Origin of the sequence: Allostigmatella hybrida, from assembly GCF_020103775.1 — a bacterium.
Taxonomy (GTDB): domain Bacteria; phylum Myxococcota; class Myxococcia; order Myxococcales; family Myxococcaceae; genus Hyalangium; species Hyalangium aurantiaca.
Genome location: NZ_JAHXBH010000007.1, coordinates 108,042 through 133,571 on the forward strand (window position 1 = coordinate 108,042; position 25,530 = coordinate 133,571).

General features: G+C 70.6%; 27 protein-coding genes. 16 read left to right on the top strand and 11 right to left on the bottom strand.

Annotated features, from left to right (window positions below; all coding sequences use genetic code 11):
• Positions 1-26 precede the first annotated feature (26 nt).
• Complete coding sequence (locus KY661_RS14635) at positions 27-653, bottom strand: ribonuclease HI family protein (protein WP_225410792.1); 627 nt, start codon at positions 651-653, stop codon at positions 27-29.
• A 4-nt stretch (positions 654-657) separates the two neighbouring features.
• On the bottom strand, positions 658-1,386 hold the full coding sequence (locus KY661_RS14640; RefSeq protein WP_075007012.1) for a zinc ribbon domain-containing protein: 729 nt from the start codon (positions 1,384-1,386) through the stop codon (positions 658-660).
• Between the two features lie 165 nt (positions 1,387-1,551).
• Here KY661_RS14640 and KY661_RS14645 point away from each other — a divergent pair, with 165 nt between their 5' ends.
• Complete coding sequence (locus tag KY661_RS14645) at positions 1,552-2,325, top strand: cupredoxin domain-containing protein (RefSeq protein ID WP_225410793.1); 774 nt, start codon at positions 1,552-1,554, stop codon at positions 2,323-2,325.
• 184 nt (positions 2,326-2,509) lie between these two features.
• Positions 2,510-2,677, top strand: coding sequence for a hypothetical protein (locus tag KY661_RS14650; protein ID WP_225410794.1), 168 nt, complete (start codon positions 2,510-2,512; stop codon positions 2,675-2,677).
• A gap of 88 nt (positions 2,678-2,765) precedes the next feature.
• On the opposite strand, the gene KY661_RS14655 is transcribed toward KY661_RS14650, so the two are convergent.
• A complete protein-coding gene (locus KY661_RS14655) occupies positions 2,766-3,053 on the bottom strand; it encodes an FYDLN acid domain-containing protein (RefSeq protein ID WP_225410795.1) in 288 nt (95 codons plus the stop codon).
• Between the two features lie 156 nt (positions 3,054-3,209).
• On the opposite strand from KY661_RS14655, the gene KY661_RS14660 reads away from it, so the two are divergent.
• The gene (locus tag KY661_RS14660; protein WP_225410796.1) at positions 3,210-4,967 is read left to right on the top strand and encodes an AgmX/PglI C-terminal domain-containing protein; all 1,758 of its coding nucleotides are present in this window, start codon (positions 3,210-3,212) and stop codon (positions 4,965-4,967) included.
• Here KY661_RS14660 and KY661_RS14665 read toward each other — a convergent pair.
• Genes KY661_RS14665 through KY661_RS14675 form a run of 3 tightly spaced genes read right to left on the bottom strand, consistent with a single transcriptional unit; the run spans position 4,964 to position 7,660 of the window.
• A complete protein-coding gene (locus KY661_RS14665) occupies positions 4,964-5,200 on the bottom strand; it encodes a DUF3006 domain-containing protein (protein ID WP_225410797.1) in 237 nt (78 codons plus the stop codon). The two genes, KY661_RS14660 and KY661_RS14665, sit on opposite strands and share 4 nt — an antisense overlap.
• 19 nt (positions 5,201-5,219) lie before the next feature.
• Complete coding sequence (locus KY661_RS14670; RefSeq protein ID WP_225410798.1) at positions 5,220-6,560, bottom strand: ComEC/Rec2 family competence protein; 1,341 nt, start codon at positions 6,558-6,560, stop codon at positions 5,220-5,222.
• Positions 6,557-7,660: a ComEC/Rec2 family competence protein gene (locus tag KY661_RS14675; protein WP_225410799.1), complete on the bottom strand. Its 1,104-nt coding sequence runs from the start codon at positions 7,658-7,660 to the stop codon at positions 6,557-6,559. The genes KY661_RS14670 and KY661_RS14675 overlap by 4 nt, the downstream gene beginning before the upstream one ends.
• A 145-nt stretch (positions 7,661-7,805) precedes the next feature.
• Between KY661_RS14675 and deoC the strand changes: the two genes are divergently transcribed.
• From deoC to KY661_RS14695, 4 genes are all read left to right on the top strand, one after another.
• Complete coding sequence (gene deoC, locus KY661_RS14680; protein ID WP_225410800.1) at positions 7,806-8,600, top strand: deoxyribose-phosphate aldolase; 795 nt, start codon at positions 7,806-7,808, stop codon at positions 8,598-8,600.
• A 48-nt stretch (positions 8,601-8,648) separates the two neighbouring features.
• Positions 8,649-9,017 (top strand): TraR/DksA family transcriptional regulator, encoded by a 369-nt coding sequence (locus KY661_RS14685; RefSeq protein ID WP_075007006.1) that lies wholly within the window; start codon positions 8,649-8,651, stop codon positions 9,015-9,017.
• Between the two features lie 48 nt (positions 9,018-9,065).
• Positions 9,066-10,793, top strand: coding sequence for a phospho-sugar mutase (locus KY661_RS14690; RefSeq protein ID WP_225410801.1), 1,728 nt, complete (start codon positions 9,066-9,068; stop codon positions 10,791-10,793).
• A gap of 77 nt (positions 10,794-10,870) precedes the next feature.
• Positions 10,871-11,527 carry a hypothetical protein gene (locus KY661_RS14695; protein ID WP_225410802.1) on the top strand — a complete coding sequence of 219 codons (657 nt, stop codon included), beginning with the start codon at positions 10,871-10,873 and terminating at the stop codon, positions 11,525-11,527.
• 6 nt (positions 11,528-11,533) lie between these two features.
• Here KY661_RS14695 and KY661_RS14700 read toward each other — a convergent pair whose 3' ends face one another.
• The 5 genes from KY661_RS14700 to KY661_RS14720 form a co-directional block, all read right to left on the bottom strand.
• The gene (locus KY661_RS14700) at positions 11,534-12,100 is read right to left on the bottom strand and encodes a sensor histidine kinase (protein WP_225410803.1); all 567 of its coding nucleotides are present in this window, start codon (positions 12,098-12,100) and stop codon (positions 11,534-11,536) included.
• A 275-nt stretch (positions 12,101-12,375) separates the two neighbouring features.
• Positions 12,376-13,305 (bottom strand): ABC transporter permease, encoded by a 930-nt coding sequence (locus tag KY661_RS14705; protein ID WP_225410804.1) that lies wholly within the window; start codon positions 13,303-13,305, stop codon positions 12,376-12,378.
• Positions 13,298-14,410, bottom strand: a complete 1,113-nt coding sequence (locus KY661_RS14710) for an ABC transporter permease (RefSeq protein WP_225410805.1) — start codon at positions 14,408-14,410, stop codon at positions 13,298-13,300. The genes KY661_RS14705 and KY661_RS14710 overlap by 8 nt, the downstream gene beginning before the upstream one ends.
• Positions 14,403-15,854, bottom strand: a complete 1,452-nt coding sequence (locus KY661_RS14715; RefSeq protein ID WP_225410806.1) for an ABC transporter ATP-binding protein — start codon at positions 15,852-15,854, stop codon at positions 14,403-14,405. Before KY661_RS14715 ends, KY661_RS14710 begins: the two co-directional genes overlap by 8 nt.
• Positions 15,855-15,907: 53 nt before the next feature.
• Positions 15,908-17,119 carry a BMP family lipoprotein gene (locus KY661_RS14720; RefSeq protein ID WP_225410807.1) on the bottom strand — a complete coding sequence of 404 codons (1,212 nt, stop codon included), beginning with the start codon at positions 17,117-17,119 and terminating at the stop codon, positions 15,908-15,910.
• Between the two features lie 92 nt (positions 17,120-17,211).
• Here KY661_RS14720 and KY661_RS14725 point away from each other — a divergent pair, with 92 nt between their 5' ends.
• The 9 genes from KY661_RS14725 to KY661_RS14765 all read left to right on the top strand — a co-directional run bounded on the left by KY661_RS14725 (position 17,212) and on the right by KY661_RS14765 (position 25,527).
• Positions 17,212-18,516: a thymidine phosphorylase gene (locus KY661_RS14725; RefSeq protein WP_075006999.1), complete on the top strand. Its 1,305-nt coding sequence runs from the start codon at positions 17,212-17,214 to the stop codon at positions 18,514-18,516.
• A gap of 83 nt (positions 18,517-18,599) precedes the next feature.
• Positions 18,600-19,466, top strand: coding sequence for a hypothetical protein (locus KY661_RS14730; RefSeq protein ID WP_075006998.1), 867 nt, complete (start codon positions 18,600-18,602; stop codon positions 19,464-19,466).
• A gap of 64 nt (positions 19,467-19,530) precedes the next feature.
• On the top strand, positions 19,531-20,361 hold the full coding sequence (locus KY661_RS14735) for a purine-nucleoside phosphorylase (RefSeq protein ID WP_225410808.1): 831 nt from the start codon (positions 19,531-19,533) through the stop codon (positions 20,359-20,361).
• Between the two features lie 17 nt (positions 20,362-20,378).
• Entirely contained in the window at positions 20,379-20,744 is a 366-nt protein-coding gene (locus KY661_RS14740) for a PilZ domain-containing protein (RefSeq protein WP_225410809.1), read from the top strand.
• Positions 20,745-20,774: 30 nt separating this feature from the next.
• Positions 20,775-21,179: a cytidine deaminase gene (locus tag KY661_RS14745; RefSeq protein ID WP_225410810.1), complete on the top strand. Its 405-nt coding sequence runs from the start codon at positions 20,775-20,777 to the stop codon at positions 21,177-21,179.
• A gap of 32 nt (positions 21,180-21,211) precedes the next feature.
• Positions 21,212-22,543: a 5'-deoxyadenosine deaminase gene (locus KY661_RS14750; protein ID WP_225410969.1), complete on the top strand. Its 1,332-nt coding sequence runs from the start codon at positions 21,212-21,214 to the stop codon at positions 22,541-22,543.
• 196 nt (positions 22,544-22,739) lie between these two features.
• Positions 22,740-23,474, top strand: a complete 735-nt coding sequence (locus tag KY661_RS14755) for a PspA/IM30 family protein (protein ID WP_225410811.1) — start codon at positions 22,740-22,742, stop codon at positions 23,472-23,474.
• Positions 23,475-23,501: 27 nt separating this feature from the next.
• Positions 23,502-24,689: an ABC transporter substrate-binding protein gene (locus KY661_RS14760; RefSeq protein WP_075006992.1), complete on the top strand. Its 1,188-nt coding sequence runs from the start codon at positions 23,502-23,504 to the stop codon at positions 24,687-24,689.
• Positions 24,690-24,717: 28 nt separating this feature from the next.
• Entirely contained in the window at positions 24,718-25,527 is an 810-nt protein-coding gene (locus KY661_RS14765; RefSeq protein ID WP_075007064.1) for a hypothetical protein, read from the top strand.
• Positions 25,528-25,530: the final 3 nt, after the last annotated feature.

The window sequence follows — 25,530 nt, forward strand, 5'->3', positions numbered from 1 at the left end:
CCGCACCGAGCAACGCATCGTAAAACTTAGAGACGCTCGTCGATGGCACGGTTGCTCATCTCGTCGGCCTCGGCGTTCATTTCGCGGGGCACGTGGACGAGCTTCACACGGGAGAAGTCGTTGAGCAGCTTCACCGCCTCCTCATACAGAGGACGCAGGATGGGGCTCTTCACCTGGTAGCGCCCGCCCAACTGGCGGATGAGCAGCTCGCTGTCGGCGAAGATTTCAATCTCCTTCGTCCCCAGGCTCCGCGCGTGCTTGAGGCCAATCAGCAGCCCCATGTACTCGGCGTAGTTGTTCGTCTGCTGGCCGAGGAACTTGCCGATCCGCGCCACCACCTGGCCGCCGGGCTCGATGAGCACCGCGCCGGCCCCGGCAGGCCCTGGATTGCCCCGGGCCGCGCCATCCGAGTACAGCCGCAGGCGGGGAACCGTCCCCTTCGCCTCGTCGGTGGCGGGCGTTCCCGGGGACTCGGAGGACCCTGTGGCCGCCGCGGCGGCCGGGGGCGCGGAGGGCGCCAATTGCTCGGCGGCCTGCTCCAGGAGCTGCCCCAGACGCTCGCGCGTCATGCCCCGGAAGGCACGGACGGTCGCCGTCAGAGGCTCCTCCCGCGCGATGTGGCGAAGGATTTCGGCCTCGGTGGGCGTCGGCATGAGGCTATTTCGACGCCGTCGGGTCGGCGAGTGCTTCGACCGCATAGATGATGCGGTTGCACGAAGGGCACACGTCGGTTCCCAGCGAGGTCCTCAGCTGGTTGTAGAGCTGAGGGGGCACGTTCATGTTGCAGCCCTGGCAGGTGCCGGCCACCACGCCCACCAGCGCAGGAAGCTTCTTCTTGCGGATGGCCTCGTAGCGGCGCAGCAGGTTGGAGTCCACGCCCTCGGCCACGTTGGAGCGCTGGCCTTCCAGCTGCTTCACCTGGGTCTCGGACTCGGCCAGCTTGGCGCGCAGCTCGCTCATGCGTGCGCCGAGCTGCTGCTGCCGGGTGGCGAACTCGCCCTCCTTGCCCTTCACCGTCTCGCGCGCGGCGCCGAGCGTCTTGGTCAGCTCGACCAGCTCATCCGCCATCGTGAGGTTCGCCTTCTTGGCGATGTCGATTTCACGGGCCAGGGCGGAGTACTCGCGGGTGGAGCGCTGCTCTGCCAGGCGCGCCTCCCACTTCTTCACCTTGTCCTTGTCGTCGGTGATGTTCTGCTCGAGCTGCGCCTTCTGGCGCTCGATGTCCGCGACCCGGCTGCGTTCGGCTTCGATCGCGCTGCGAGCGGCACCCAGCTCACGCTCCAACTCGGCGATCTGCTTGGGATGGACATCCGCGGCCTTACGCAGGGCGGCCGCCTCCATGTCCACCTTTTGGAGGTTCGCCAGCGCCTTCAGTTTCTCCCGCAAAGTTGCTGCCTCCCACGAGGACCACATCGGCGTGTGGTCCAGCGCACCTCTACCAATAAAATGCATTGGGGTCCAACGCCCAAAGTGCCCCCATCTCTATCCTTTATGGGAGCCGCTGGGTGGGCGCCATTTGAAACGCTCCCGCAGACCCATTAGAGGGGGCTCGTGCGCAAGCTCTTGCCCCTTGGTGCTCTCCTGCTCGGCGTGGCCCTTCCTGACTGCCGGCCCTCTTCGGCCCCGGGCCCCGTGCCGCCTGCTTCCCCTCCCGCCAAGGCGGGAGCCGCCGCCCCGCCGGCCGGACGCGGCCTCCTCACCGGCCAGGTCCGGCTCACCGGCACGCCGCCTCCGCCCCAGATGCGGGAGACCACGGCCTCGGTGGCCGCGGTGTGTGGGGACACGGTGCCCGACCGTTCCCTCGCCGTGGGCGAGGAGGGAGCCCTGGCCCATGTGGTGGTGGCGCTCGTGGAGGGTGCCTCGCTGCCCGAGGAGGGGCTCACGCCGCCACCCCCGGTGCTGGACCAGCGCAAGTGTGCCTACGAGCCTCCCATCCTCGCCGCGCGGGTGGGCGCCACCCTGGAGGTGCGCAACTCGGACCCGGTGATGCACAACGTGCGCGCGGCCGCCGGCGCCCAGCCGCTCTTCAATGTGGCCATGCCGCTGGAGGGCACCAGCTTGCGCAGGCCCTTGCCGGCCGCCCCCGGGGTGCTGCAGGTGAAGTGCGATGTCCACCCGTGGATGCGGGCCGTGATTCGCACGTTCGACCATCCCTACTTCACGACGACGGACGAGAAGGGCCGCTTCCGCCTGGAGGTGCCCGAGGGCACCCACACGGTGCTCTTCTGGCACCCCCGGCTGCCCGACGCCACGCGCTCCTTCACCCTCAAGGAGGGGCAGACGCAGCAGGCCGACCAGGCCTGGCCCGTGAGCGCGCTGCATTGAGCCGCCTGGGTCACAAATGACGAAAAAGAGACCTTCTGGGACACAGTTGTTCCCAGTGCGGCTCCCGGGCCGCGCCCGCGGGCCGCGCAAGTGGCTGAAATGTTGGGTAGGCAAAAAAAAGAACAGGCGTGGCGACAAAATTGCTACGTCCGGGTTTGCAACGTCAGACAGGAGGTGACTGCCGATGCACACCAAGAAGCGAGTCCAGGGGATGGTTGACGTCCGCCCTGCCAGCCCGAAGCCGGCCGCGCGCCCCGTGGGGATGCAGACCATGGGGCCCACGCTCTACGAGCAGATCCGCCAGACCGTGGCCGCGCTGGAAGTCGAGGTGAAGCTCGTCGCAGGGAACTGAAGGGCCCGCAAAGGAGAAGGGACCTCGCGCCCATGAGCGGAGGCCCCTTCGGCTGGGTGGAAAGCGACCCACCCGGTGCTGCCGGTGCTTAAATCTCCTCTTCTTGTTCGGCCTCGACGGGCTCCTCGTCGAAGGAGTCCAAGTCCTCCTCCTCCTCGGCCTCGGCGGCCTCTGGCTCCTCGGGCTCAATGGGCTCGATGACCTTCGGGGTGGAGGCCAAGCGGCCCCGGCGCCCTTCCGTAGCCGGCTTGAGAGCCGGGCTCTCGCGCTGATCCGCTCCGCACTTGGGGCAGAGGGGATCCGGCTTCTTCATGTCGTAGAACTTCGTGCTGCACTTGAAGCAGACGTACTTGTTCCCGAGGTCCTTCGCCGGCATCGCGCCACCTTTCGGGGGAGACGAGGGAAAGCTGAATCCTAACTGAGGCGCGGGTGCATAGTTGGCTCGTGGCTAGGAGTCAACGGGACGTTTTGCGCTCGAAGCGTATAGGGGTAGATTCCGGGCCGTGTTTCTCACGCGCTATCGATCGTCCCCTTGAACTTCTCCTGTGACAAGTGTCAGCGGCGGTACTCCATCGCGGATGAAAAGGTCCGTGGGAAGACCGTCAAGGTCCGTTGCAAAAACTGCCAGAACGTCATCTCCGTCCAGGGGCCTCCCCAGGAGCTGGAAGAGAGCACCCGCGTGGTGTCGCTCGCGGACGTGGAGCGGCTCCGGGAGCAGGAGCGCTCCCTGGCGGCCTCCCAATCCGCGGCCCCCGCCGCCTCGGAAGCGCCCTGGGGCGAGGAGGAGCCTACCCGCGCCGCGCCCGGCCGCTCGTCGGGCGTGCAGTGGTTCGTGATGGTGAAGAGCAAGCAGGAAGGCCCGCTGGATGAGGCGGGGCTGAGCGCGCTCGTCGCCAGCGGTGCCGTCTCCGCGCGCAGCTTCTTCTGGCAGCAGGGCATGGCCGACTGGAAGCGGGGCTCGGACGTCCCGGAGCTCGCGGGCATCTTCGCCCCGCCGCCCGCGCCGGCGCCCGTGCCTGTGCCCACGCCCGCGCCCCTCCTGTCCTCGGAGCCTGTCACGACGCAGGCCCGTGGGAACCGGGGTGGGGCCGCGTCCCGGGCACAACCCGAGCCCGCCCCTCAGGCGGATCCGCCCTGGGAGGAGGCCCCCGCTCCGGCCGCCGCCGAGGGGGGCCGCGCGCCGTGGGATCTGGATCCGCCCGCGGAGGCCGAGCCCCAGCACGCCCGGTTCGAGCCGGAGCCCGAGCCCGCCGCGCAGGCCCAGGCCCCCTGGGACGATGCGCCCGCCGCGGAGTCCTCGTCCGACTGGAACGAGCCGGAGCAGCCCGAGCAGCCCGAGCAGCCCGAGCAGCCCTGGAGCGACGAGGCCGAGCAGCCCACCGCCCCGCAGCGCAAGGACGCGGGCATGGGGGATCTGTTCTCCGACCTGGACCTGCCGCTCAAGGGCGATGGGGACGAGACGGGCCCCTATCCCCCGGAGGGCGACGCGGACCCGCTGGCCGGCGTGCCGGGCGGCCAGGGCAAGGATGGAAAGCCCGTCGAGGACACGCGCCACTTCATGGTGCAGTCGGGCGTCACCCGGCGCAATCCCATCTGGAAGGTGGCGCTCTTCATCCTGGTGCCGGTGGGGCTGGTGGTCGGCGGCGTCTTCGCCGCGGACCGATTGAACTTCGTGCCCAAGGTGAAGGTGGTGAACGCCAAGGGCGAGACCGTCGAGAAGTCCCTGTTCTTCTCGGGCGAGGGCGTCAGCGAGCTGAGGGACCGGCTCCTGGGCCGCAAGCCCCCGGCCGCCCCCGTGCCCCCCGCGGAGAAGAAGCCCCAGGGGGCGCAGAAGCCGGAGGCGGCCCCGCCGCCCGCCAACCCGGAGACGGGCAAGGCCACCGGAGGGCTGGAGGCCATCTATGCGGACTCCGAGAAGGAGGATGAGGGGCCCGCCGTCCGGGAGGACGCGGCCGCCGCGGCCAAGGGCGCCGCGGGCAAGGCAGGGCCTCCGCAGGACGAGGTGAAGCGGGTGGTGGAGAGCTCCCAGGGCGCCATCCAGGGGTGTGTGGAGCGCGAGCTCCGCAAGAACCCCTCGTTCCGCGGCGGCAAGGTGATGCTCACGGCCACCGTGGGCACCTCGGGCACCGTGAAGAAGGCCTCGCTGGACCGCAAGGAGCTGGACAAGTCCCCGGTGGGCGACTGCATCAAGAAGAGCGCCAAGCGGATGGTCTTCCCCCCCTTCGAGGCCGGGGAGGATGTGGACCTGGAGATTCCGCTCGTTCTGTCCTCCGGGGCGATGTCGCCCTAGAGCTCGAAGTCTCCGGGGGGAGGCGGCTTGCGGCTCGCGCGCTTGCGGGCCTGACGCACCTCCTCCCGCAGGGCCTCGGTGGCCTTCGCGTCCACCTGGCCCGTGGCCAGGTCGATGACGTCTCCCTCGCGCACGCCTGGGGCCAGCCCGGCCCGGGGACGCGTCACCTCGCGGCCGTCCACGATGAGCACGGCGAGGTCCTCTTCGAAGCGATCCACGGTGGCTTGGCTCATGGCGCGGCCCTTGGCTTTCCTAGGGGTTGCAGTCCCGGGCGGGCCGGCGCTCTTTGGCGGCCTCTTCGCGGGTGCGGAACGTGATGAGGTTTTCCGGCGAGATTCGCTTGGCATTGCGGCACTCCGGGACATGGAAGACGTCACTCTTGCGGCTGGCCACATACCGCTCCATCGCCGCGGTGGCCTTGGGCTTCGAGGGCTGCCGCGAGGTGCGCTCCGCCTTGGGCAGCTGATCGATGTCCACCACCTGCCCGAAGCGGGAGAGGTCCTCGGTCTCGCGTGTCTTCAAGGCGACGGCCCGGGCGGGGGGCGGGGGGCTCTTCGCGGGCTCCGGCTTGGAGGGCGCGACGAGCGGCACGGCCAGGGGGTCCTCCTCCTCCTCGGGCACGAAGACGTGCTCGGTGAGGGCGCTCTTCCCAGGGGGGAGCCGCTGCGGGGTGAGGACGAACTGCTTGCCGTCGCTCACCGCGTGAATCTCCCCGTCCTTGTCCGTGCGGAACACGGTGGCCTTGGCGGCCTCCAGCCTCGCCAGCGTGTCCGGCGCGGGCAGGTCCGGGGGGCCCCCGGTGCCCAGGCTCAGGATGGCGGCCTGGGGGCGGACCTCCTGGAGGAACTCCGCGCTCGTGGCGAGCGCCGCGCCGTGCGCGCCCACCTTGAGGAGCATGGCGCGCAGGGGCTCCTGGCGCTTGAGCAGCAGGGCCTCCGTCTCGGCGCGGGCATCGCCCATGAAGAGCACCGACGTCTCCCCATAGGTGAGCCGCAGGACGATGGAGTTGGCGGCGTGCCCGGCGCCCTCCACGGCCAGCAGGGGCTCGGTGGGGGCGCGCGGCCAGAGGACGGTCAGCTCCGCGCCCCCGCCGAGCGGCAGGCGCATCGGCTCGTTGGGGTGGCTGGGGTTGGGGGCCGGGGAGAAAATCTCCACGCCCCGGGTGCCCAGGGCCGTGAGCAGGGCGTCGTACTCCGGGGCCGTCCCGGGCAGCTGCGGCTCGAGCAGCCGGCGCATGTCCGCCACCTTCTGCACTGCATCGAGCGCGCCGTAGTGGTCCGGGGCGGGGTGGGTGAGGATGGCGAGATCCAACCGGGTGGCGAGCAGCTCCGGCAGCCGGTTGACCAGGTAGTTGAGCGAGGCGGCCGGGCCCGTGTCGATGAGGACGGTGTGCCCCTCGGGCGAGACGATGAGCGCGGCGTCCCCGGCGCCCACGTCCAGGAAGTAGACGTGGAGCTTCCCATCCGCGGGCTTCGCGAAGTAGCGCTTCGCGGCGGGGGGCGGGGGGGCCGGCGGCGGGGCAGGGGGCGCGGGCGGCTCCTGGCACGCGGTGGCAAGGAGCAGGGCCAGCAGGGGCAGCAGGCGCGCGTTCATGGGTGGCAGTCCTCGGCGGCCCGGCGTTCCCGGAGGGCGTCCGCGCGGCGGGTATAGATTTTCCGCTCCTTCGTCTTCGCCCGCTTGAGCGTGGCGCAGTCCTCCCGGTGGAAGACCTGGCTGCCCTTGAGGCTGATGTAGCGCGGGGCCTCCGGGGCGGTGGTGGTGGAGGGGCGCTCCGGAGGGGGCGCGGGCTTGGTGGGGGGCGCCTCGCGCCGGGTCTGGAAGGTGACGGTGGTGCCATCGCTGGTGGCCTGGATGTCCCCCTGTAAGTCCGTCCGGAGGATGCGCGCGCCCACGCCCTGCAGGCGCTCCAGCGCCTCGGGGTTGGGGTGGCCGTACTCGTTGTTCGCGCCGCAGGAGATGACGGCCGCCTGGGGGTTCACCGCGGCCAGGAAGGGCGCCGTGGAGGAGTGTCTCCCGCCATGGTGCGCCACCTTCAGCACGGTGGAGGCCAGGGGGAGGTTCCTCTGGAGCAAGGCCTGCTCGGTGTCCGGCTCCGCGTCGCCGGTGAAGAGGAAGGACGTCTTTCCGTAGGAGAGCCGGGCGACGATGGAGTTGGAGTTCGCATCGGACCGGGTGTCCTTCAGGAAGGGCTCCAGCGGGTGGCGGGGCCAGTAGAGGGTCAGCTGCACGCCCTCGCCCAGCCCGATGGTGAGGAACGTGCTGGGGGCCTTCGGGTTGGGGCTGGCGGTCATCATCTGGCCCACCTCCTGGCCCACGAACTCCAGCAGGTCCCGGTACGCGGCGCTCGGATGGTCAAACGCCGGGTCCATGAAGCGCCGCGCCCCCACGGCCTGAATGGCGTCCCGCATGCTCCCCAGGTGGTCCAGGTGCGGGTGGGTCAGGATGACGAGATCCAACGGGGCGTGGACGAGCTGGCGCAGCCGCTCCACCAGCCGCAGGCCGGCCTCCGGGGGCCCCCCATCGATGAGGACCGTCTTGCCGGTGGGCGAGATGACGAGCGCGGCGTCCCCCTGGCCCACGTCGAAGAAGTGCACGGTGAGGGGTTTGCCCGGGGGCGCGGGCACGGGGGCCGCCAGCCCCACCGAGGCCAGCAGGAGGATGAAAAGCAGACAGAGCCGCGGTGGGAGGGCCATCACCCGGCGACTCTACTGCCTGCCCCGGGTGTGCGGCACTGGGCGCATGGGGCCCGGGCCTCGTCCGGGCGCTTCCCGAGGGGGGCCCATCTAGGCTACATCCGCCGCCATGGCCGAGGCTGACACCATCTCCGCGCGGGCAGGCATGAACGAAGTCCCTCTCACCCCTCCAGGCGCTCCCTCGGACGGCGGGCGGACTTCACTCCCGGGCGAAGGCCCCGGGCCTTCGGTGAAGGTGGCCACGGCCCGGGTATCCCCGGAGTCCCTGCGCACGGGCGGGGACCTGGCGCCGTACATCGACCACACGCTGCTCAAGCCCGAGGCCAGCCGCGAGGAGCTCCTCAAGGTGGCCGAGGAGGCCCGGCAGCACGGCTTCGCCACGGTGTGCGTGAACTCGTCCAACGTGGCGCTGGTGGCGCGCGTGCTGGAGGGCTCGAAGACGGTGCCCATCGCCGTGGTGGGCTTCCCGCTGGGCGCCGCGCTCTCCAGCGCCAAGGCCTTCGAGGCGCGCGAGGCCATCCGCGCCGGGGCGCGGGAGATCGACATGGTCATCAACCTCGGGGCGCTCAAGTCCCGGGACTACGCCCGGGTGCACCAGGACATCGCCCAGGTGGTGGACGCGAGCCGCCCGTACCCGGTGAAGGTCATCCTGGAGACGAGCCAGCTCACGCGCGAGGAGAAGATCATCGGCTGCGTGCTCTCCAAGGCCGCGGGGGCCGCCTTCGTGAAGACCTCCACGGGCTTCAGCGCCAGCGGGGCCACGGTGGAGGACGTGGCGCTCATGCGCGAGGTGGTGGGCGACGAGGTGGGTGTGAAGGCCTCCGGCGGGGTGCGCTCCGCCGAGGACGCAATGAAGATGATTCAGGCCGGCGCCAACCGTCTGGGCGCGTCCGCCTCGGTGGCCATCGTCAGCGGCCAGAAGTCCACCGCGAAGTACTGAACCCAGCGAGCCCTGGGAGCGCTTGTGACGGATGCTCAGCGAGAGGAAATGCGGACCCTGCTGCTGGCCCTGCATGCGGAGTTGACGGGCAAGGTGCCGTTGAAGATCGAACCCAACCGCACCGACGATGCGCGCATTGGCGGGGATGAGGACGAGCAGCCCCTCAACGAGATGATGCAGGCCATCGCCTCCAGCCGGAACCGGAACACGGATGGGATGCTGGCGCGCGTGGTGAAGGCGCTGGGGAAGCTGCGAAACGATCCGGACAGCTTCGGCGAGTGCGAGGAGTGCGGGGACGAGCTGCCCTATGGCCGGCTCAAGGCCGTGCCCTACGTGGAGTTCTGCGTGGACTGCCAGGGCAACAAGGACAAGCCCAAGGGCGGGCCCACGCGGCGCAAGCTCACCGATTACACCTGAACGCGTGGCGCACGGTACGCGTGCGCCACGGGGGGAGCGGAGGGGCATATGAGCACCATCGGACTGAGAGAGCAGGCAGAGGCGTGGCGCAAGGCGGACCCGGACCCCGCGACGGCCGAGGAGCTGGGCCGGGTGCTGGCCCAGGAGGACACGGCGGACCTGGCCGACCGCTTCGCGGGCAACCTGGAGTTCGGCACCGCGGGCCTGCGGGGCGTGCTGGGCGCGGGCCCCAACCGGATGAACCGGGCCGTGGTGCGCCGCACCTCGGCGGGGCTGGCGCGCTACCTCAAGGCCCAGGTGCCGGATGCCGCCTCCCGCGGCGTTGTCATCGGCCGGGACGGGCGCCGGATGAGCGCCGAGTTCGCCGAGGACACCGCCTGCGTGCTGGCCGCCGAGGGCATTCCCGCGCTCGTGTTTCCGGGGCTCGTGCCCACGCCCCTGACGGCGTTCGCCACGCTGCGCCTGGGCGCGTGTGCCGCGGTGATGGTCACCGCCAGCCACAACCCCCCCGAGTACAACGGCTACAAGGTCTACTGGGGCAACGGCGCGCAGATTGTCCCGCCGCATGATCTGGGCATCGCCGCCGCCATCGACGCGGTGGAGCCTGCCAACCAGGTGCGGCTGCTCCGCCCCGCCGAGGCCCGGGAGCGGGGGCTCTGGCGCGACATCCCCGAGTCGATGGGCGAGGCGTACCTCCAGGCACTGCTCGGGCTGCGCGTGTTCGGCAAGGGGGCAGACGCGCTCTCTATCGTCTACACCGCCATGCACGGGGTGGGCGGGGAGTGGATGGAGCGGGTGATGAAGGCCGCGGGGTTCTCGCGCTTCCACCCGGTGACCGAGCAGCAGCGGCCGGACGGCACCTTTCCCACCGTGCGCTTCCCCAACCCCGAGGAGCCGGGCGCGATGGACCTGTCCATCGCCGCCGCCGAGCGGCACAAGGCGGACCTCGTGCTCGCCAATGATCCGGACGCGGACCGGCTGGCGGTGATGGCGCGGGACAAGGATGGGACGTTGCGCATGTTCACCGGCAACGAGATCGGCGTGCTGCTGGGGCACTACCTGCTCACCCAGGGGCCCCAGCACGCCAAGCCCCACGTGGCCACCACCATCGTCTCGTCCGTGCAGCTCGGGCAGATTGCCCGCGACCTGGGCGTGGCGTTCGACGAGGTGCTCACCGGCTTCAAGTGGATCGCCAACCGAGCGCTGGAGCGCGAGCGCGACGAGGGCACGCAGTTCGTCTTCGGCTACGAGGAGGCCCTGGGCTACACGGTGGGCCCGGTGGTGCGGGACAAGGACGGCGTGAGCGCGGCGCTGGTGTTCGCGGACCTGGCCGCCTGGTGCCAGTCCCGCGGGGTGTCGGTGCCCGGCTACCTGGAAGAGATTCAGCGCCGCCATGGCCTGTTCGTCGGGGCCCAGCGCAACTTTACGTTCCCGGGCGCCGAGGGGGCCCAGACCATCGCGCGCATCATGGACGGCTTCCGGAAGCAGCCGCCCTCGCGGGTCGGCGCCTACGCCGTCCAGAACGCCAAGGACTACAAGAAGGGCGTGCAGGGGCTTCCACCCTCGAACGTCATCGCCTTCGAGCTGGAGGGCGGGGGGCGGGTCACCCTGCGGCCCTCGGGCACCGAACCGAAGATCAAATACTACTTCGAGCTGAAGGAGGCCCCCGCCGGAGGCGAGCCGCTGGTGCAGGCCCGCGCGCGGGCCGAGGCGCACCTGCGCACCTTCATCGACGCCTTCGTGGCGCTCGCGCGGGAGCGGGGCCAGCCCGCTTAGGCATCCTGTGTCTTCCCACCGGCCGCGCCCATCGCGCGGCCCTTTTCGCAGAGGGCTTCGTGAAGCGGTTTGCTCCCATGTTGGTTCTTGGTTGTGTCCTGGCTTCGTCCGTCTCGCTCGCGCAGGAGGCCGTCTCCTATGGCCGGGGCCAGGGGTGGTCCGCGCTCGCCGCGGACACCGTGGGCGAGGGCAACACCGTGTTCTCCGGGCAGGCCGGCTGGCCCGGGCTGTCGCTGGCGGTGCTCCGGGGCATGTCGCCCAACGTGGACCTGGGCGGCCGGTTCACCTTCAACTATGGCCAGGAGGGCCTCGTCGAAGTCGTCGAGCCGGGCCTCAAGTTCCAGGGCTCCTCGCGGCTGAAGCTGCTGCAGCTCGACACCGTGGCCCTGGCGGCCACCTTCCAGCCGGGGCTGCTCTTCTACTTCCACGAGGGCGACACCCAGGTGGGGCTGACGCTGCCGGTGGGGCTCGTGGTGGGCGTTCCCGTGGGCAACACCCTGATGGTCAACGTGGGGCTGGATGTGCCCTTCCACGTCTACTTTGGCGAGGGAGGCGGGGCGGTGGTGCCCGTGCTGGTGGGCGGCGGGCTGGAGTACTTCTTCGACCGCAACCTCGCGGTGACGGCCAACGTCCGCATGGGCCCTTCCCTGGTACCGGGGGAGGGAAGGGGCCTGGGCGGTGAGGAGGCCTACTTCACCCTGGAGACGCTGCTGGGCGTGGCGGTGAAGTTCTAACGGCGGCTACCAGGAAGCGAGCTCCTCGGGCGGCATCTCCACCACGAAGATGTTCCCACCCGAGGGCCGGTTCTTCACCGTCAGCTTCGCGCCGAGCTTCTCCACGCGCTCGGCCACCGCCTCGAGCGTGGCGGCGGGGACGGCCTCGCCGGTGTCCTGCAGCCGCAGGCGCGGGCCGTAGTCACCGAACGCATCCGCCGCCTCGATGATGACGCGCAGCACGTGGGGCTTGCCGGCCACGCCGAGCATCGCCTGGGCGGAGGCGGCCACGAGCAGCTCCACCACCTGCTCGAACGGGCGCCGGGGCAGCTCCACCTGCACGGGCTCCTCGGCCAGGTGGTAGAGCACCTCGATGCCCGCCAGGCGGCCCTCGCCCGCCATCTGCCCGATGACTTCCTCGGCCACGCGGCCCAGCTCCACCGGCAGGGACTCGCGCAGGTAGGCTTCCAGGGAAACCACGTTGTTGGTGGCCTCCCCGCCTTCCACCGGGAAGGACCTCATGCGGTGGAGCGCCTGGGAATCCACCGACAGGGCTTTGCGAGGGGTTGCCGTCGTTGCCGTCGTCGCCATCATCTCGCACCCCCTTGAAGGGACCCAGGTCGGTCGAAGTTCCGTGAGGAATCATCCCACCTGCGAGATGCGTGCCTAGTTTTCAGCGACTTAATTTTTTCCCAAGTTTTGAAGCGAGGGAAGAGATTCCCAAGCAACGGCAGAGGGTTGGGAAAGTCACTTATTCTTAGAATTTGAAAATGGCATGAAAGGTAGGCAAAAGCGCAGGGGTCAAAGCAAACCCTTGGGCTCAAAAGACCCAGGTCGGCTCGACCCCAACGCCAGGGGAGGGGCTGCTTTCAGCGCGACTCTTGCTCGTAGGGGGTGCCCAGGGCCGCGGGCGCGCTGCTGCGTTGTCCCTGGACGGCCAGGAGAATCAGCGTGAGCAGGTAGGGCAGGGCGAGCAGGAAGCCTTGGGGGATGACGTCGAGCAGGCCCGGGGCGCTGGAGGCCAGGCCGATGCGCAGGGCGTTGCCGAAGGAGAAGAACAGGGCGGCGGCGAAGGCCCCCAGGGGGGTCCACCGGCCAAACACCACGGCCGCCAGGGCCATGAAGCCCAGTCCCGCGGGGGTGTGCTGCTCGAAGCGGTCCAGCACGGCGGTGGAGAGCACCGCGCCGCCCAGGCCGGCGAGCAAGCCCCCGCCCACCACCGCGCCCCAGCGCAGGGCCGCCACGCTCAGCCCCAGGGTGGCCACCGCGTGCGGCTTCTCGCCCACGGCGCGCAGCCGCAGGCCCACGGGGGTGTGGTGCAGCACGGCATGGAAGACGAAGGGCAGCAGCAGCGCCAGGTACGCCAGGCTCGGGTGGTTCGAGAGGGCGCGCAAGAGCGGCACCTCGGCGAGCCCCGGCAGGTTCCAGCGCGGCAACTGCGCGATGGGCGGCGTGCCGTTGGGGCTGTAGAGCGCCTCCAGGAGGAAGGTGCCCCCCGCCATGGCCACCAGGTTGATGGCCATGCCGGACACCACCTGATCCGAGCGCCACCGGATGCTCAGGTAGCCATGCACCGAGGCCAGGCCCGCGCCGGCCACCATGCCCACCATCACCGCCAGGGGGGTGGGCATCGACAGGGCCGCCACCGCCGCGCAGAACGCACCCACGCGCATCTGGCCTTCCAGCCCCACGTTCACCACGCCGGCGCGCTCGGAGAGCACCCCCCCGAGCGCCGCGAAGATGAGCGCGGGCGCCGCGTCCAGGGTGGAGAACAGCAGGGCCTCGAGCAGCTCAAGCACGGGGCACCTCGGTGGAAGCGGACACGGCGCGGCGCTTGCGCAGCAGGCTCAGCCACACCAGCCGGCCCGCGACGAACAGCAGCGCGAGCCCCTGGATGAGCTCCGGGAAGCTCTTGTGGACGCCCAGGAGCTGCATCCGCGTGCCGCCCGCGCGCAGGATGCCGAAGAACAGGGCCGACAGGGTGACGCCCACCGGGTGGCTGTTGCCGATGAGGGCGATAGCGATGCCGTCGAAGCCGTAGGGGGCCCCCAGCGAGCCGGGGTAGCGGAACTCGGTGCCCAGCACCAGCAGCGCGCCCGCCAGGCCCGCCAGCGCGCCCGCCAGGCCCATGGCCTCCGCCGTGCGCTGCTTCACGGCGATGCCCGCCGTCCGGGCCGCGTCGGCCCCCAGGCCCGCCGCGCGGATCTCGAAGCCCCGGCGCGTCCGGAACAGCCCCACCCACACGAGCAGGGCGATGAGGAGCGCCAGCACGAAGCCCAGGTTGAGCCGCGACAAGTCCCCGAGCATCCGGGGCAGCTGCGCGCTGGGGAGGATTTCCGCCGTGCCGGAGATGGAGTGGCCCCCGCTGACGGCCGCCCGCAGGGGGCCCACGGCCAGCCAGTTGTCCACCAGGCTCACCGCCACCCAGTTGAGCATGATGGTGCTGATGACCTCGTGGACGCCGCGCATCAGCTTGAGCGCCGCGGCGATGAGGGCCCAGGCCGCGCCGGCCACCGCCGCGGCCAGCAGCGCCACGGGCACGTGCAGCACCGAGGGCAGGGAGAGGTGCGCGCCGGCCAGGGCCGCCATGAGCGCGCCCAGCAGCATCTGGCCCTGGGCTCCGATGTTGAACAGGCCCGCCTTGAAGGCCACCGCCACCGACAGGCCCGTCAGCAGCAGGATGGCGGCCTTGATGGCCGCTTCGCCCAGGGGCCGGGTGAGGGTGCCCACGTCCCCGGTCTCCAGGAACCGGGGCCACTGGCCCAGGCCGCCGTAGAGCATCTGCAGGTAGGCCTCGCCCGCCACCTCCGCGTCCCGCGTGAGCGCGATGGCCACCCAGCACACCCCCAGGGCGAGCACCACGGAGAGCAGGGACGGTACCGCCGAGCGCCAGCGCTCACCCATGGTCCGCTCCCATCATGCGCCGGCCCATCTCCTGTTCGTCGAACTCGGGCCGGGTGAAGCTTCCCGTCACGCGCCCCTCGAAGAGCACGTAGACGCGGTCCGACAGGGCCAGCACCTCTTCCAGGTCCAGCGAGATGAGCAGCACGCCCGCGCCCAGGGCCCGCTCCTCGCGCAGCCGGGCCTGCACCTGGGCCACCGCGCTGATGTCCAGCCCGCGCGTGGGCTGCACCGCCACCACCAGCTTCGGCCGGGTGTCCAGCTCGCGCGCCACCACCACCTTCTGCTGGTTGCCGCCCGACAGCCCCTGGATGGCCACCTGGGGATCCTGGGGCCGCACGTCGTAGGTGGACAGCAGGGCCCGCGTGCGCTCGCGCCGCCCGGCGAAGTCCAGCCAGAGGCCTCGCGTGAAGGGCGGCTGGTCCTGCCGGCCCAGCGACACGTTCTCCTCCACGCTCATGCCTTTGACGACCGCGCGCTTGAGCCGGTCCTCCGGGATGTGGCCCACCCCCCGGCGCCGGGCCTCGGCGGGCGTGAGGTGTTGCAGCGGCTTGCCCAACAGCGTGCCCTGGCCGCCCTCCAGGGGGCGCAGGCCGGTGAGCACCTCGGCCAGCTCGCTCTGGCCGTTGCCGTCCACGCCGGCGATGCCGACGATTTCCCCGGCGTGCACCTCGAGCGTCACCCCTTGCAGCGCCGGGCGCCCCTCGTCCGTGCGCGCCGTGAGCCCCTGCACCGAGACCACCACGCCGCCGGTGGGCGGGTGGTAGGGCTCGGTCACCGAGGGCCCGGTGCGGCCTTCGCCCACCATGAGGTTCGCCAGGACGCTCGCCGAAGTCTCCGCCGCCTTCACCTCGGCGACGAGCTTGCCGCGCCGCATCACCGCGATGCGCTCGGCCACGCTGAGCACCTCGCGCAGCTTGTGGCTGATGAAGACCACCGTGTGGCCCTGGGCCGCCAGGCCCCGCGCCACGCGGAACAGGTCCTCGGACTCCTGGGGCGTCAGCACCGCGGTGGGCTCGTCCAGGATGAGCACCTTGGCGCCGCGGTGCAGCGCCTTGACGATCTCCACCTTCTGCTGCGAGCCCACGCTGAGCGAGTCCACGCGGGCGCGCGGATCCAACTGGAACCCGAAGCGCTGGCACGTGGCGGCCACCTCGGCGCACGCGCGCTCCGGGTCCATGCGCCCCCAGCGCGAGGGCTCGCGGCCGAGCACCACGTTCTCGGCCACCGTCAACGTGGGCACCAGCATGAAGTGCTGGTGCACCATGCCGATGCCCCGGGCGATGGCGTCCCGGGGGCTCTTGAAGCGGACCGGCTTGCCGTCGAGCAGGATGTCGCCCGCGTCCGGGTGGTAGAGCCCGTACAGGACGTTCATCAGGCTGGACTTGCCCGCGCCGTTCTCACCGACCAGCGCGAGCAGCTCCCCCGCGCGGATCTCGAGCGACACGTCGTCCAGCGCGGCGACGCCACCGAACTGCTTGTGGATGTGGCGAAGGGAGATCAGGGCGAGACTTGGAAGGAGGAGACTTCGTCCACGGATGCGGGGACCTTCAGGTCTCCCGAGACGATGCGCTGGCGCAGCGCTTCCACCTTCTGCAGGGCCTCGGCCTTGCCGGGGAAGTCCACGCGCACCTCGGCGTAGCCCACGCCGCCCTCCTTGAGGCCCAGCAGCTGGTCACCCGGGGTGAACTTGCCCGCGGCCAGGTCCTTGGCCGCCTCGTACACGGCCAGGTCCACGTGCTTGAGCATGGAGGTCAGCACCGCCTCGGGGGCCAGGTGCGACTGATCCGAGTCCACGCCGATGGCGTAGACGGACTTGCCCGCGGCGCGCGCCTCCTCCACCGCCTTGATGACGCCCAGCCCGTCGGCGCCCGCGGCGTGGTAGATGACGTCCGCGCCCTTGGAGATGAGGTCCTGCGCCACCTGCTTGCCGGCCGCCACGTTGTCGAAGCTGCCCGAGTAGACGGCCAGCAGTGACTCGGAGGCCTTCGGCTGGGTGGCCTTCACGCCCGCGCGGTAGCCCGCCTCGAAGCGCTTGATGAGGGGCACCTCCATGCCGCCCACGAAGCCCACCTTGCCCGTCTTCGTCACCAGGCCCGCCAGCGCGCCGACCAGGAAGCTGCCCTCGTGCTCCTTGAACGTGACGGTGCGCACGTTGGGCAGCGTGTAGGGCTTGTTGCCCGCGGACGCGTCCAGCAGGGGGCTGTCGATGAGCAGGAACTGGGAGTTGGGGTTGCGCTTGGCGATGGTCTCCACCGCCGTCTCCAGCATGAAGCCGTTGCCCACGGACAGGTCGGCGCCCTGGTCCACCAGGAGCTGGAGGTTGGGCTCGTAGTCTTCCGGGGACTTGCTCTGGATGACCAGCGGCTCGATGGGCTGCGGGGCGATGGGGGACTGGAGCGCGCGCAGGTCCGGGGTGAGGGTCTTCTGGATGTCCTCCGGCGAGGCGGTGACGTACTTGCCGCCCTCGTACTTCTTGCCCGAGGCCCAGAGCTCCAGGCCGCGCAACCCGGCGTCATTGAAGGAGTTGTCGCCGCGGCCGCCCACATCGGTGATGAGGCCCACCTTGCGGGTCTTCGCGGCGGGGGGAGCGGCCTGGCCCTGCGCCTGCTGCTGTCCGGCGGCAGGGGCGGGGGCGGCGGGCTGTTCCTTCTTGCACGCGCCCAGGATCGCGGCGACGGCCAGGACGGAGAGTCGGAGGGTTCGGGTCATGGGGCTCGTATCTACCAGATGACGGACGTGAGGGAAGAGATTGGCTCGTGATGGGTACCCCACCGCCCGGGTTCCTGCTATGGCCAGGACCCGTGAGACCCTACGAGCTCATCAAGGCCAAGCGCGACGGCCACCCCCTGCCCCCCGGGAGCATCCGGGAATTCATCGCCGCCTACACCCGGGGTGATGTTCCGGATTACCAGATGTCCGCGCTGTGCATGGCGGTCGTCTTCCGGGGGCTGAATGCCCAGGAGCTGGGTGCCTGGACGCAGGCCATGCTCGAGTCCGGCGAGGTGCTGGACTTGTCCGAGACGCCGGGCGTCAAGGTGGACAAGCACTCCACCGGCGGGGTGGGGGACAAGGTGTCCCTGAGCCTGGCGCCGCTGGCGGCCGCCTGTGGGGTGCCCGTGCCGATGATCTCCGGACGGGGACTGGGGCACACCGGGGGCACCCTGGACAAGCTGGAGTCCATCCCCGGGTTCCGGGTGGACCTGTCCGTGGCGGACTACCGGCGGCTGGTGCGGGACGTGGGCGTGTGCCTCATCGGCCAGACGGCGACGCTGGCCCCCGCGGACAAGAAGCTCTACGCGCTCCGGGACGTGACGGCCACGGTGGACTGCCTGCCGCTCATCGCCAGCTCCATCATGAGCAAGAAGCTGGCCGAGGGCATCGACGCGCTCGTGCTGGACGTGAAGGTGGGCAGCGGGGCCTTCATGAAGCGCCTGGAGGATGCGCGGGCCCTGGCGCGGACGATGATTGCCCTGGGCACGGCGATGAACCGCAAGGTGACGGCGCTCCTGACGGACATGGACCAGCCGCTGGGGCGCGCGGTGGGCAACGCGCTGGAGGTGGTGGAGGCGGTGGAGATGCTGCACGGGCGGGCGCCGGAGGACTACACCGAGGTGACGCTGGCGCTCACCGCGGAGATGCTGGTGCTCGGCGGGAAGGCCGCCACGCCGGAGCAGGCCCGCGAATTGCTGCAGCGCGCCGTGGCGGATGGCAGCGCCCTGCGCAAGCTGAAGGAGATTGTCCAGGCGCAGGGCGGGGACCCCCGCGCCATCGACGATTACTCCCGCCTGCCGCAGGCCCGGGCCACGAGCGACGTGCCGGCCCCCGTGGACGGCTTCGTCACCGCCATCGACACCGAGGCGGTGGGGCTGGCGGCGGTGGCCCTGGGGGCCGGGCGGCAGCGGGTGGACAGCCTCATTGATCCGGCGGTGGGCTTCACCCTGCTGCGCAAGGTGGGCGAGCCCGTGAAGGCCGGTGAGCCCGTGGTGCGCGTGCACTACAACAATGAAGGGCCCCTGAAGGACGTGCAGGAGCGCCTGCTGGCCGCGTATTCGTTTGGGGCGCACATTCCCGCGCCCCGGCCGCTCGTCGTGGAACGGCTGGAATAAAGTCCTTTCCAAACTGTCCGTCACATTTCTTGAAGACCTGACGGGTCTCGTGCGAGATCGGGGGGCCACCGGGAGGCCCCTCCATGTTTCGCAGCGCTCTACTCGCCGCCACGCTCTTCGCCGTCTTCCTGTCCCCGCTCAACGCCCACGCGGGCGTCTGGTTCGAACTGCTGCGCGCTCCCTGCCTGACGGGCAACGGGGACGACATCAAGCAGGACAACGGCGTGATTGGCCGCTACCGGGGCTCCATCGACTGCTTCAACAAGGACTTCAACGGGGATGGCTCCCGCACCATCCTGTCCATCAAGGCGTTCCAGGCGTGGGAGTACGGGACGATGTTCCTGTATTACGACATCACCGGGCCCTTCAACAGCCCCGCCGCGAGCGATCTCATCCCCAACGAGCGGGGCGGCTTCTTCGGCGGCATCACCGTGACGCTGTCGCCCAAGAAGATCGCCGAGAAGGCCACGGGCCGTCAGTTCCAGTGGGGGCTGCTGTCGGACGTGTCCCTCAAGTACGAGGCCGAGCACGTGGCGAAGTTCGGCATGCTCAGCTACTACGGCCTGCAGTGGGATTTGGCGGTGCCGGTGCTGGACTTCATGAACGTGACGACGGTGATTCGCGATGACGCCGCGTTCGAGGGCATCGACTTCCAGGTGGGCGCGGCCTTCCAGAAGTCCTTCTCCATCCTCAGCCAGGACTTCATCCTCTCGGGCTTCTTCCAGACGGGCCTGTTCGGCGAGGGCGCCGGCAAGGGCGCCAACGCGGGCAGCGAGGGCAACCAGTTCTTCCTCGCCCAGCCGCAGTTCCTGTGGGACTTCGGCAAGCCCCTGCACTTCACCCCCGGCAAGCTCTACGCGGGCTTCGAGTGGCAGGTGGCCTGGAACCGCTACCTCATCGAGGGCAAGACCGAGAACGTGCTCCAGGGCATGGTCCGCTGGAACATCTGATCGGCACGCGCCGCTGAAGGGCGGCTGCCCGGCCCCCCGCCCGCTGGGGTATGCTGGCGGGGGAATGGGACTTTACGAGCAAATCCAGGAGACGGTGCAGGCGGTCCGGCAGCGCGCGGGCGGCCTCGTGCCCCAGGTGGGCCTCATCCTGGGCAGTGGCCTGGGGGCGTTCGCCGAGAGCTTCGCGCGCAAGGTGGTCATCCCCTACGCGGAGCTGCCCCACTTTCCCCACTCCTCGGTGCCCGGCCACGCGGGCCGGCTGGTGCTCGGCGAGGTGGGAGGCGCCCCGGTGGTGGCGATGCAGGGCCGCGTGCATGCCTACGAGGGGTATTCGCCCGCGCAGGTGGCCTTGCCCGCGCGGGTGCTGTGCTCGCTGGGCATCCGCGCCCTGGTGGTGACGAACGCCGCGGGGGGCATCCACCCCCAGTTCGCCCCTGGGGATTTGATGGTCATCACCGACCACATCAACCTCTCCGGGTGGAACGTGCTGGCGGGGCCCAACGAGGACCGCTGGGGCACGCGCTTTCCGGACATGTCCCAGGCGTACGCCCCGGCGCTCCGGGCGCACCTGCTGGAGTCCTCCCGCAGGGTGGCCGTGCCCCTGCGCGAGGGGGTGTACGCCATGGTGGCGGGCCCCTCCTATGAGACGCCCGCGGAGATTCGCATGCTGCGCACCCTGGGGGCCGACGCGGTGGGCATGAGCACGGTGCCCGAGGTGGTGGCCGCCCGCCACATGGGCGTGCCCGTGGTGGGCATCAGCTGCATCACCAACCTGGCGGCGGGGGTGGGCACCGCGCTGCTCACGCACGACGAGGTGGCCGAGACGGCCCAGCGCGTAGCGGGTATCTTTTCCCGGCTGCTCACGGATTTTCTTCCCGGAGTGGCACGCACCTGAGCAAGGATTCGACTGCGATGGCGGAGAGCAAGATTTCCCCGGTATCCGGGGCAGAAGAGCGGCGAGAGTCTCCCCGGGTTCCCATGCGCTTCCTCGTGCGGCGCGCCGGGAGCGAGGCGGGGTTCGAGGCCTATGAGGGAGACTTGTCGCTGGGAGGGTGCGCCCTTCGCGGCGGCACGCTGGAGGGCGGTGCCCAGGTGGAGCTGCGGCTGCTGCTGCCCTCCGCCCCGGATGAGCTGAAGGTGAAGGGCGAGGTGCTCCCGGTGACGCAGGGTGAGCCCAGCGGGGCGGCGCGGGTGCGCTTCCTCAACCTCTCCGTCGAGGAGGAGCTGGCCATCGCGCGGCACCTGGATGACCTGGAGCTGAACCGGTCCCCGCGTTAAGCCTGAGCGTTGAACCCGAATGGAGGGCGCATGGCCACGGACATTCCCTGGGAGTCGCTGTTCCAGCAGGCGGCGAAGGTGCGCGAGCGCGCCCATGTGCCCTACTCTCGCTTTCCGGTGGGGGCGGCCGTCCTCTTCGCGGACGGCTCGGTGGTGGCGGGCTGTAACGTAGAGAACGCCACCTACGGACTCACGGTGTGTGCCGAGCGCAACGCCTTCGCGGCGGCGGTGGCGCAGGGGCACTCCCGGCCGGTGGCGGTGGCCATCGTGGTGGACACTCCCACCCCGTGCCCCCCGTGTGGCATGTGCCGGCAGGTGATGGCGGAGTTCGCAGGGCCGGAGCTGCCCATCCGCAGCCGGACTTTGCAGGACCAGGAGGCCAGCTACAGCCTCCGGGAGCTGCTGCCGTACGCGTTCACGCGCGACTTCCTCTGAGTCAGGCGGGCCCTGTGGTAAAGCCCGCCGACGTGGATCTGCTCCTCACCAATGGCACCGTCGTGACGATGAACCGCGAGCGCGAGGTGCTCGTGGGGGCGGACGTATTCATCCAGGACGGCCGCATCGCCCGCATCGGCCGGGGGTTGAAGGTGGGAGGGGTGGCGCGGCGCACCCTGGATGTGACGGGGCAGGTGGTGATGCCCGGCCTCATCCACGGCCACATCCATGCCTGCCAGACGCTGTTCCGCAACCACGCGGATGGGATGGAGCTGCTGGACTGGCTTCGCGAGCGCATCTGGCCCTTCGAGGCGGCGCATGACGCGGACTCGATGCGGGCCTCGGCGGACCTGACGTTCGCGGAGCTCATCCAGTCGGGGGCCACGGCGGCGCTCGACATGGGCTCGGTGCGCCACTACGACGCCGTGTTCGAGTCCGCCCGGGACTGCGGCTTCCGGCTCACCGGCGGCAAGGCGATGATGGACGCGGGGCAGGGGCTGCCCGCGGGGCTTCGCGAGACGACGAAGGCCTCCCTCGCCGAGAGCGTGGCCCTGCTGGAGCGCTGGCACGGCACGCACGGGGACCGGCTGCGCTACGCCTTCGCCCCCCGCTTCGTGCTGTCCTGCTCTGAGCCGCTGCTCAAGCAGGTGGCGCACCTGGCGCGGGAGAAGGGCGTGCGCGTGCACACGCACGCCAGCGAGAACGCCACCGAGTGCGACGTGGTGCGCCAGCGCGTGGGCCAGGACAACGTGGCCTACTTCCACTCGCTGGGGCTCACCGGGCCCCATGTGACGCTGGCCCACTGCGTGTGGCTGACCGCGGAGGAGCAGCGGCTGTTGCGCGAGACGGGCACCGTGGTGTGCCACTGCCCCAGCTCCAACCTCAAGCTGGCCTCCGGCATCGCCAAGGTGCCCGAGCTGATGGATGCCGGGGTGCACGTGTGCCTGGGGGCCGATGGCGCTCCGTGCAACAACAACCTGGATCTCTTCGTGGAGATGCGCCTGGCGGCCCTGCTGCACAAGCCGCGGGTGGGGCCCCTGGCCATGCCCGCCCTGCGCGTGCTGGAGATGGCCACCCTGGAGGGCGCCCGGGCGCTGGGGCTGGAGGCCGAGGTGGGCTCCCTGGAGGTGGGCAAGCGCGCGGATGTCACCGTGGTGGACCTGCGCGGCCTGCACGTCACCCCGGTGCCCCGCGACGTGATGGGCGCGCTGGTGCATGCCGCCCGCTCCACCGACGTCTCCCACGTCGTCATCGACGGCCGGCTGGTGCTCAAGGACGGAAAGCTCCTCACCCTGGACCCCGCCGAAGTCGCGGACAACGCCCGCAGGCATGCCAGCCGCATCGTCGAGCAGGTGAACCCCTGAGCGGGGGGTTCCCGGCCATGTGCGCCAAGGTCTGACACGGCAGGTTCCCCCGCGTCCGGGCACCCGGGCGGAAAGGGGTGGGGGAGGCAATCCTTCCTGTCCGGCATGCGTAGAACGAGAGCGTTGGACAGCGCTTCGCGTTGCTGGGATCGTGTAAGGTCAAAGCAAGGAATCCTTGGAGGAGGTAGCAGCCGCCATGTGGCAACGGTTCAAGAGAGCAATGCGCAGCTTCGGGGGCTTCTTTGTCTCCTCCATCGAGGATCCGGAGCTCATCCTCGAGCAGAACGTGCGGGACCTGAACGATCAGGTTCCGAAGATGAACGAGTCCATCGCCATGGTGCGGGCGAACGTGACGCTGCTGGAGAAGGAGAACACCAAGTACCAGCAGGACGTGCGCGAGCTGACCGCCAAGGTGAAGGCCGCCATCCAGGCGGGCCGCGATGACCTGGCGGCCCAGTACGCCACACGCCTGCAGATGGAGAAGCAGGCGCTCGAGCGCAACCAGGTCCAGCTCGATACCGCGAAGCTGGCGTACGAGAAGGCGCTGAACCTCAAGAAGGCGTTCATGCGCGAGAAGGAGCGCAAGACCCAGGAGGCGATGACCGCCATCCGGGACGCGCGCCGCGCCAAGTGGCAGTCCAAGGTGGCCGACACCATGGAGAGCTTCACCGTCGCGGGCATCGACGCCACGCACGATGAGATGATCTCCAAGGTGAACGAGCGCGCCGCCGTGAACGAGGCGCGCATGCAGATGGCGCTCGAGTCGGTGGACCACCAGGCGCTGTCCATCGAGGAAGAGGCCGAGAAGATCCAGGCCAACGAGCTGGTCAAGCAGTTCAAGATGGAGATGGGCCTGGACAGCCCCGCGCCCGTGTCCGACGTGGGCGGCGGGCAGGAGAAGACCATCGGCAAGAAGGTGGAGGTGAAGTAGCCCTCCCCCCGGGAAGAGGCCACTCCCATGAAGCTGCATCGCGGGCCCGGCCTCTTCCTGTTTCTGCTCCTGTGCCTGTCCGGTGTGGGCTACACGCTCGCGTCGCGGATGGGCTACTTGAACCGCCTCCAGGCGCGCTTCTTTCCCTCCGCCAAGGAGGCGGTGCGCCTGTCCCCCGGGGACTTCCCCGCGGGGGTGGCGGCCCCGGTGGCGGATGTGGCCTCGGTGCCGCTGCGGCCCGTGCTCGTGGGCTTCTCCCCGAGGGGCTCGGCCGCCGCCCTGCTGCTCGCCACCGGAGGGGCCACCACCCTGGATGCGCCGGGCGCCCCGCCGGGCGCGGCCCAGGGCTTGCTCAAGACGGCCTACGCGCTGGATGCCCGGGCGGTGCTCTTCGCCCGGGACGAGGAGCTGCGCCATGCGCTGGCCATCGGCGCGGAGAACGGGGGCGTGGACATGGCGGCCCTCTCCGTGGACCGGCTGGCGGACTGGACCCCGTCGCTGCGGGACGCGGCGCCCCGCACGGTGATGCTGGTGGGCCGGAGCCGGGGGCAGGAGGCGCTCGCGGCGGTGGGGGTGCCGGACCTGGCGTCCCTGCGCGGCAAGCGCCTGGGCGTCTATCCGGCGAGCGCCTCGCACTACTTCGCGCTGTGGCTGCTGTCGCGCATCGGCCTGCGGATGTCGGATGTGACGTGGGTGGAGCTGCCCTCCACGCTGGATGCGGGCCGCGCGCTGCGCGAGGGCCGGGCCGACGCGGTGGTGGGGCTGTGGGGCGACGTGGAGCTGGCGGCCCGGGACCGGGGCGGCGCGGTGCTGGCCACCACCGCGGATGCGCCCCACCTGCTGGCCACGGTGCTGGTGGCCCGCGGGGACTTCGCCGCGCGCTACCCGGACGCCGTGCGGCGGGTGCTTCGCGGCCTGCTGGATGCCGGGCAGGCCGTGCAGAAGGACCCGGCCCAGGCGGCGCGGCTGCTGGGGGACGTGGCGCCCTACCTGGGAGACCCCACGGAGGCCATCCGCTCTGCCCCGCCGGCGACACTGGCGGACAATCGCTCCTTCTTCGGCCTTTCCGGGGAGGCGCCCGTCACCTATGACGAGCTCTTCCAGAGCGCCTCGGCGCTCTTCCAGAAGCTCCGCAAGCGCGCCCCGGCGCCCCCTGCGGAGGACACGCGGGACCTGGGGGCGTTGAAGTACGTCTCGGAGGCCCGCGGTCCCTGACGCCCCTTCGAGGGCAGGAGTGGATGCCGTGGCGGAGTCTCCCAGCTACCTCAAGGCCGCCTTCTTGTTGCCCGCGAACCTCGTGGGCCTGCTCACGGCCGGGGCCTCGGCGCTGATGACGGGCGAGCCGCTGCCGGCGCTGGTGGCGCTCGGGGTGGAGGGGCTCTACCTGGGCATCGTCCCGTCCATGAAGCGCTTCCAGCGGGCCATCCGCGCCAACCACGCGGCCGAGGAGGCCCCGGAGGCGGGCCGCAAGGAAGTGGAGGCGCTGCTCGCGGAGCTGGCGCCCTCCCAGCGCGAGCACTACCAGTCGCTCGTGGGGCTCAAGGAGAAGATCCTCGAGAACTACCGCCGGCTGCCTGCCGGCAAGATGCTGTCCACCGACAGCGAGCCGCGGCTGGACGCGCTGCTCACCTCGTTCCTGCGGCTGGTGTCCGCGCTCAACCACCACCGCTCCTACCTGAACAGCGCCGACCGCCAGCCGCTGGAGAAGGAGCTGCGCGAGCTGGAGGCCGAGGTGGCCCAGGAGGCGAACCCCCGGCTGAAGGACGTGAAGGAGAAGCGGCTGGAGATTCTGCGCAAGCGCCTCTCGCGCTTCGAGCAGGCCGGGGAGAGCCGCGAGGTGGTGAGCCATCAGCTCGCGGGCATCGAGGACCTGATGCGGCTGACGCACGAGCAGTCCATCACCATTCGAGATCCGGAGACGGTGAACCGGCAGCTCGACGTGGTGAGCGCCGAGGTGGAGGCCACGGACGAGACGGTGCGCGAGATGGAGCGCCTGCTGGACTTCCAGGAGGAAGTGGGCAGGCCCCTGCCGCACGGCACCCGGGTGCGGTGAGCC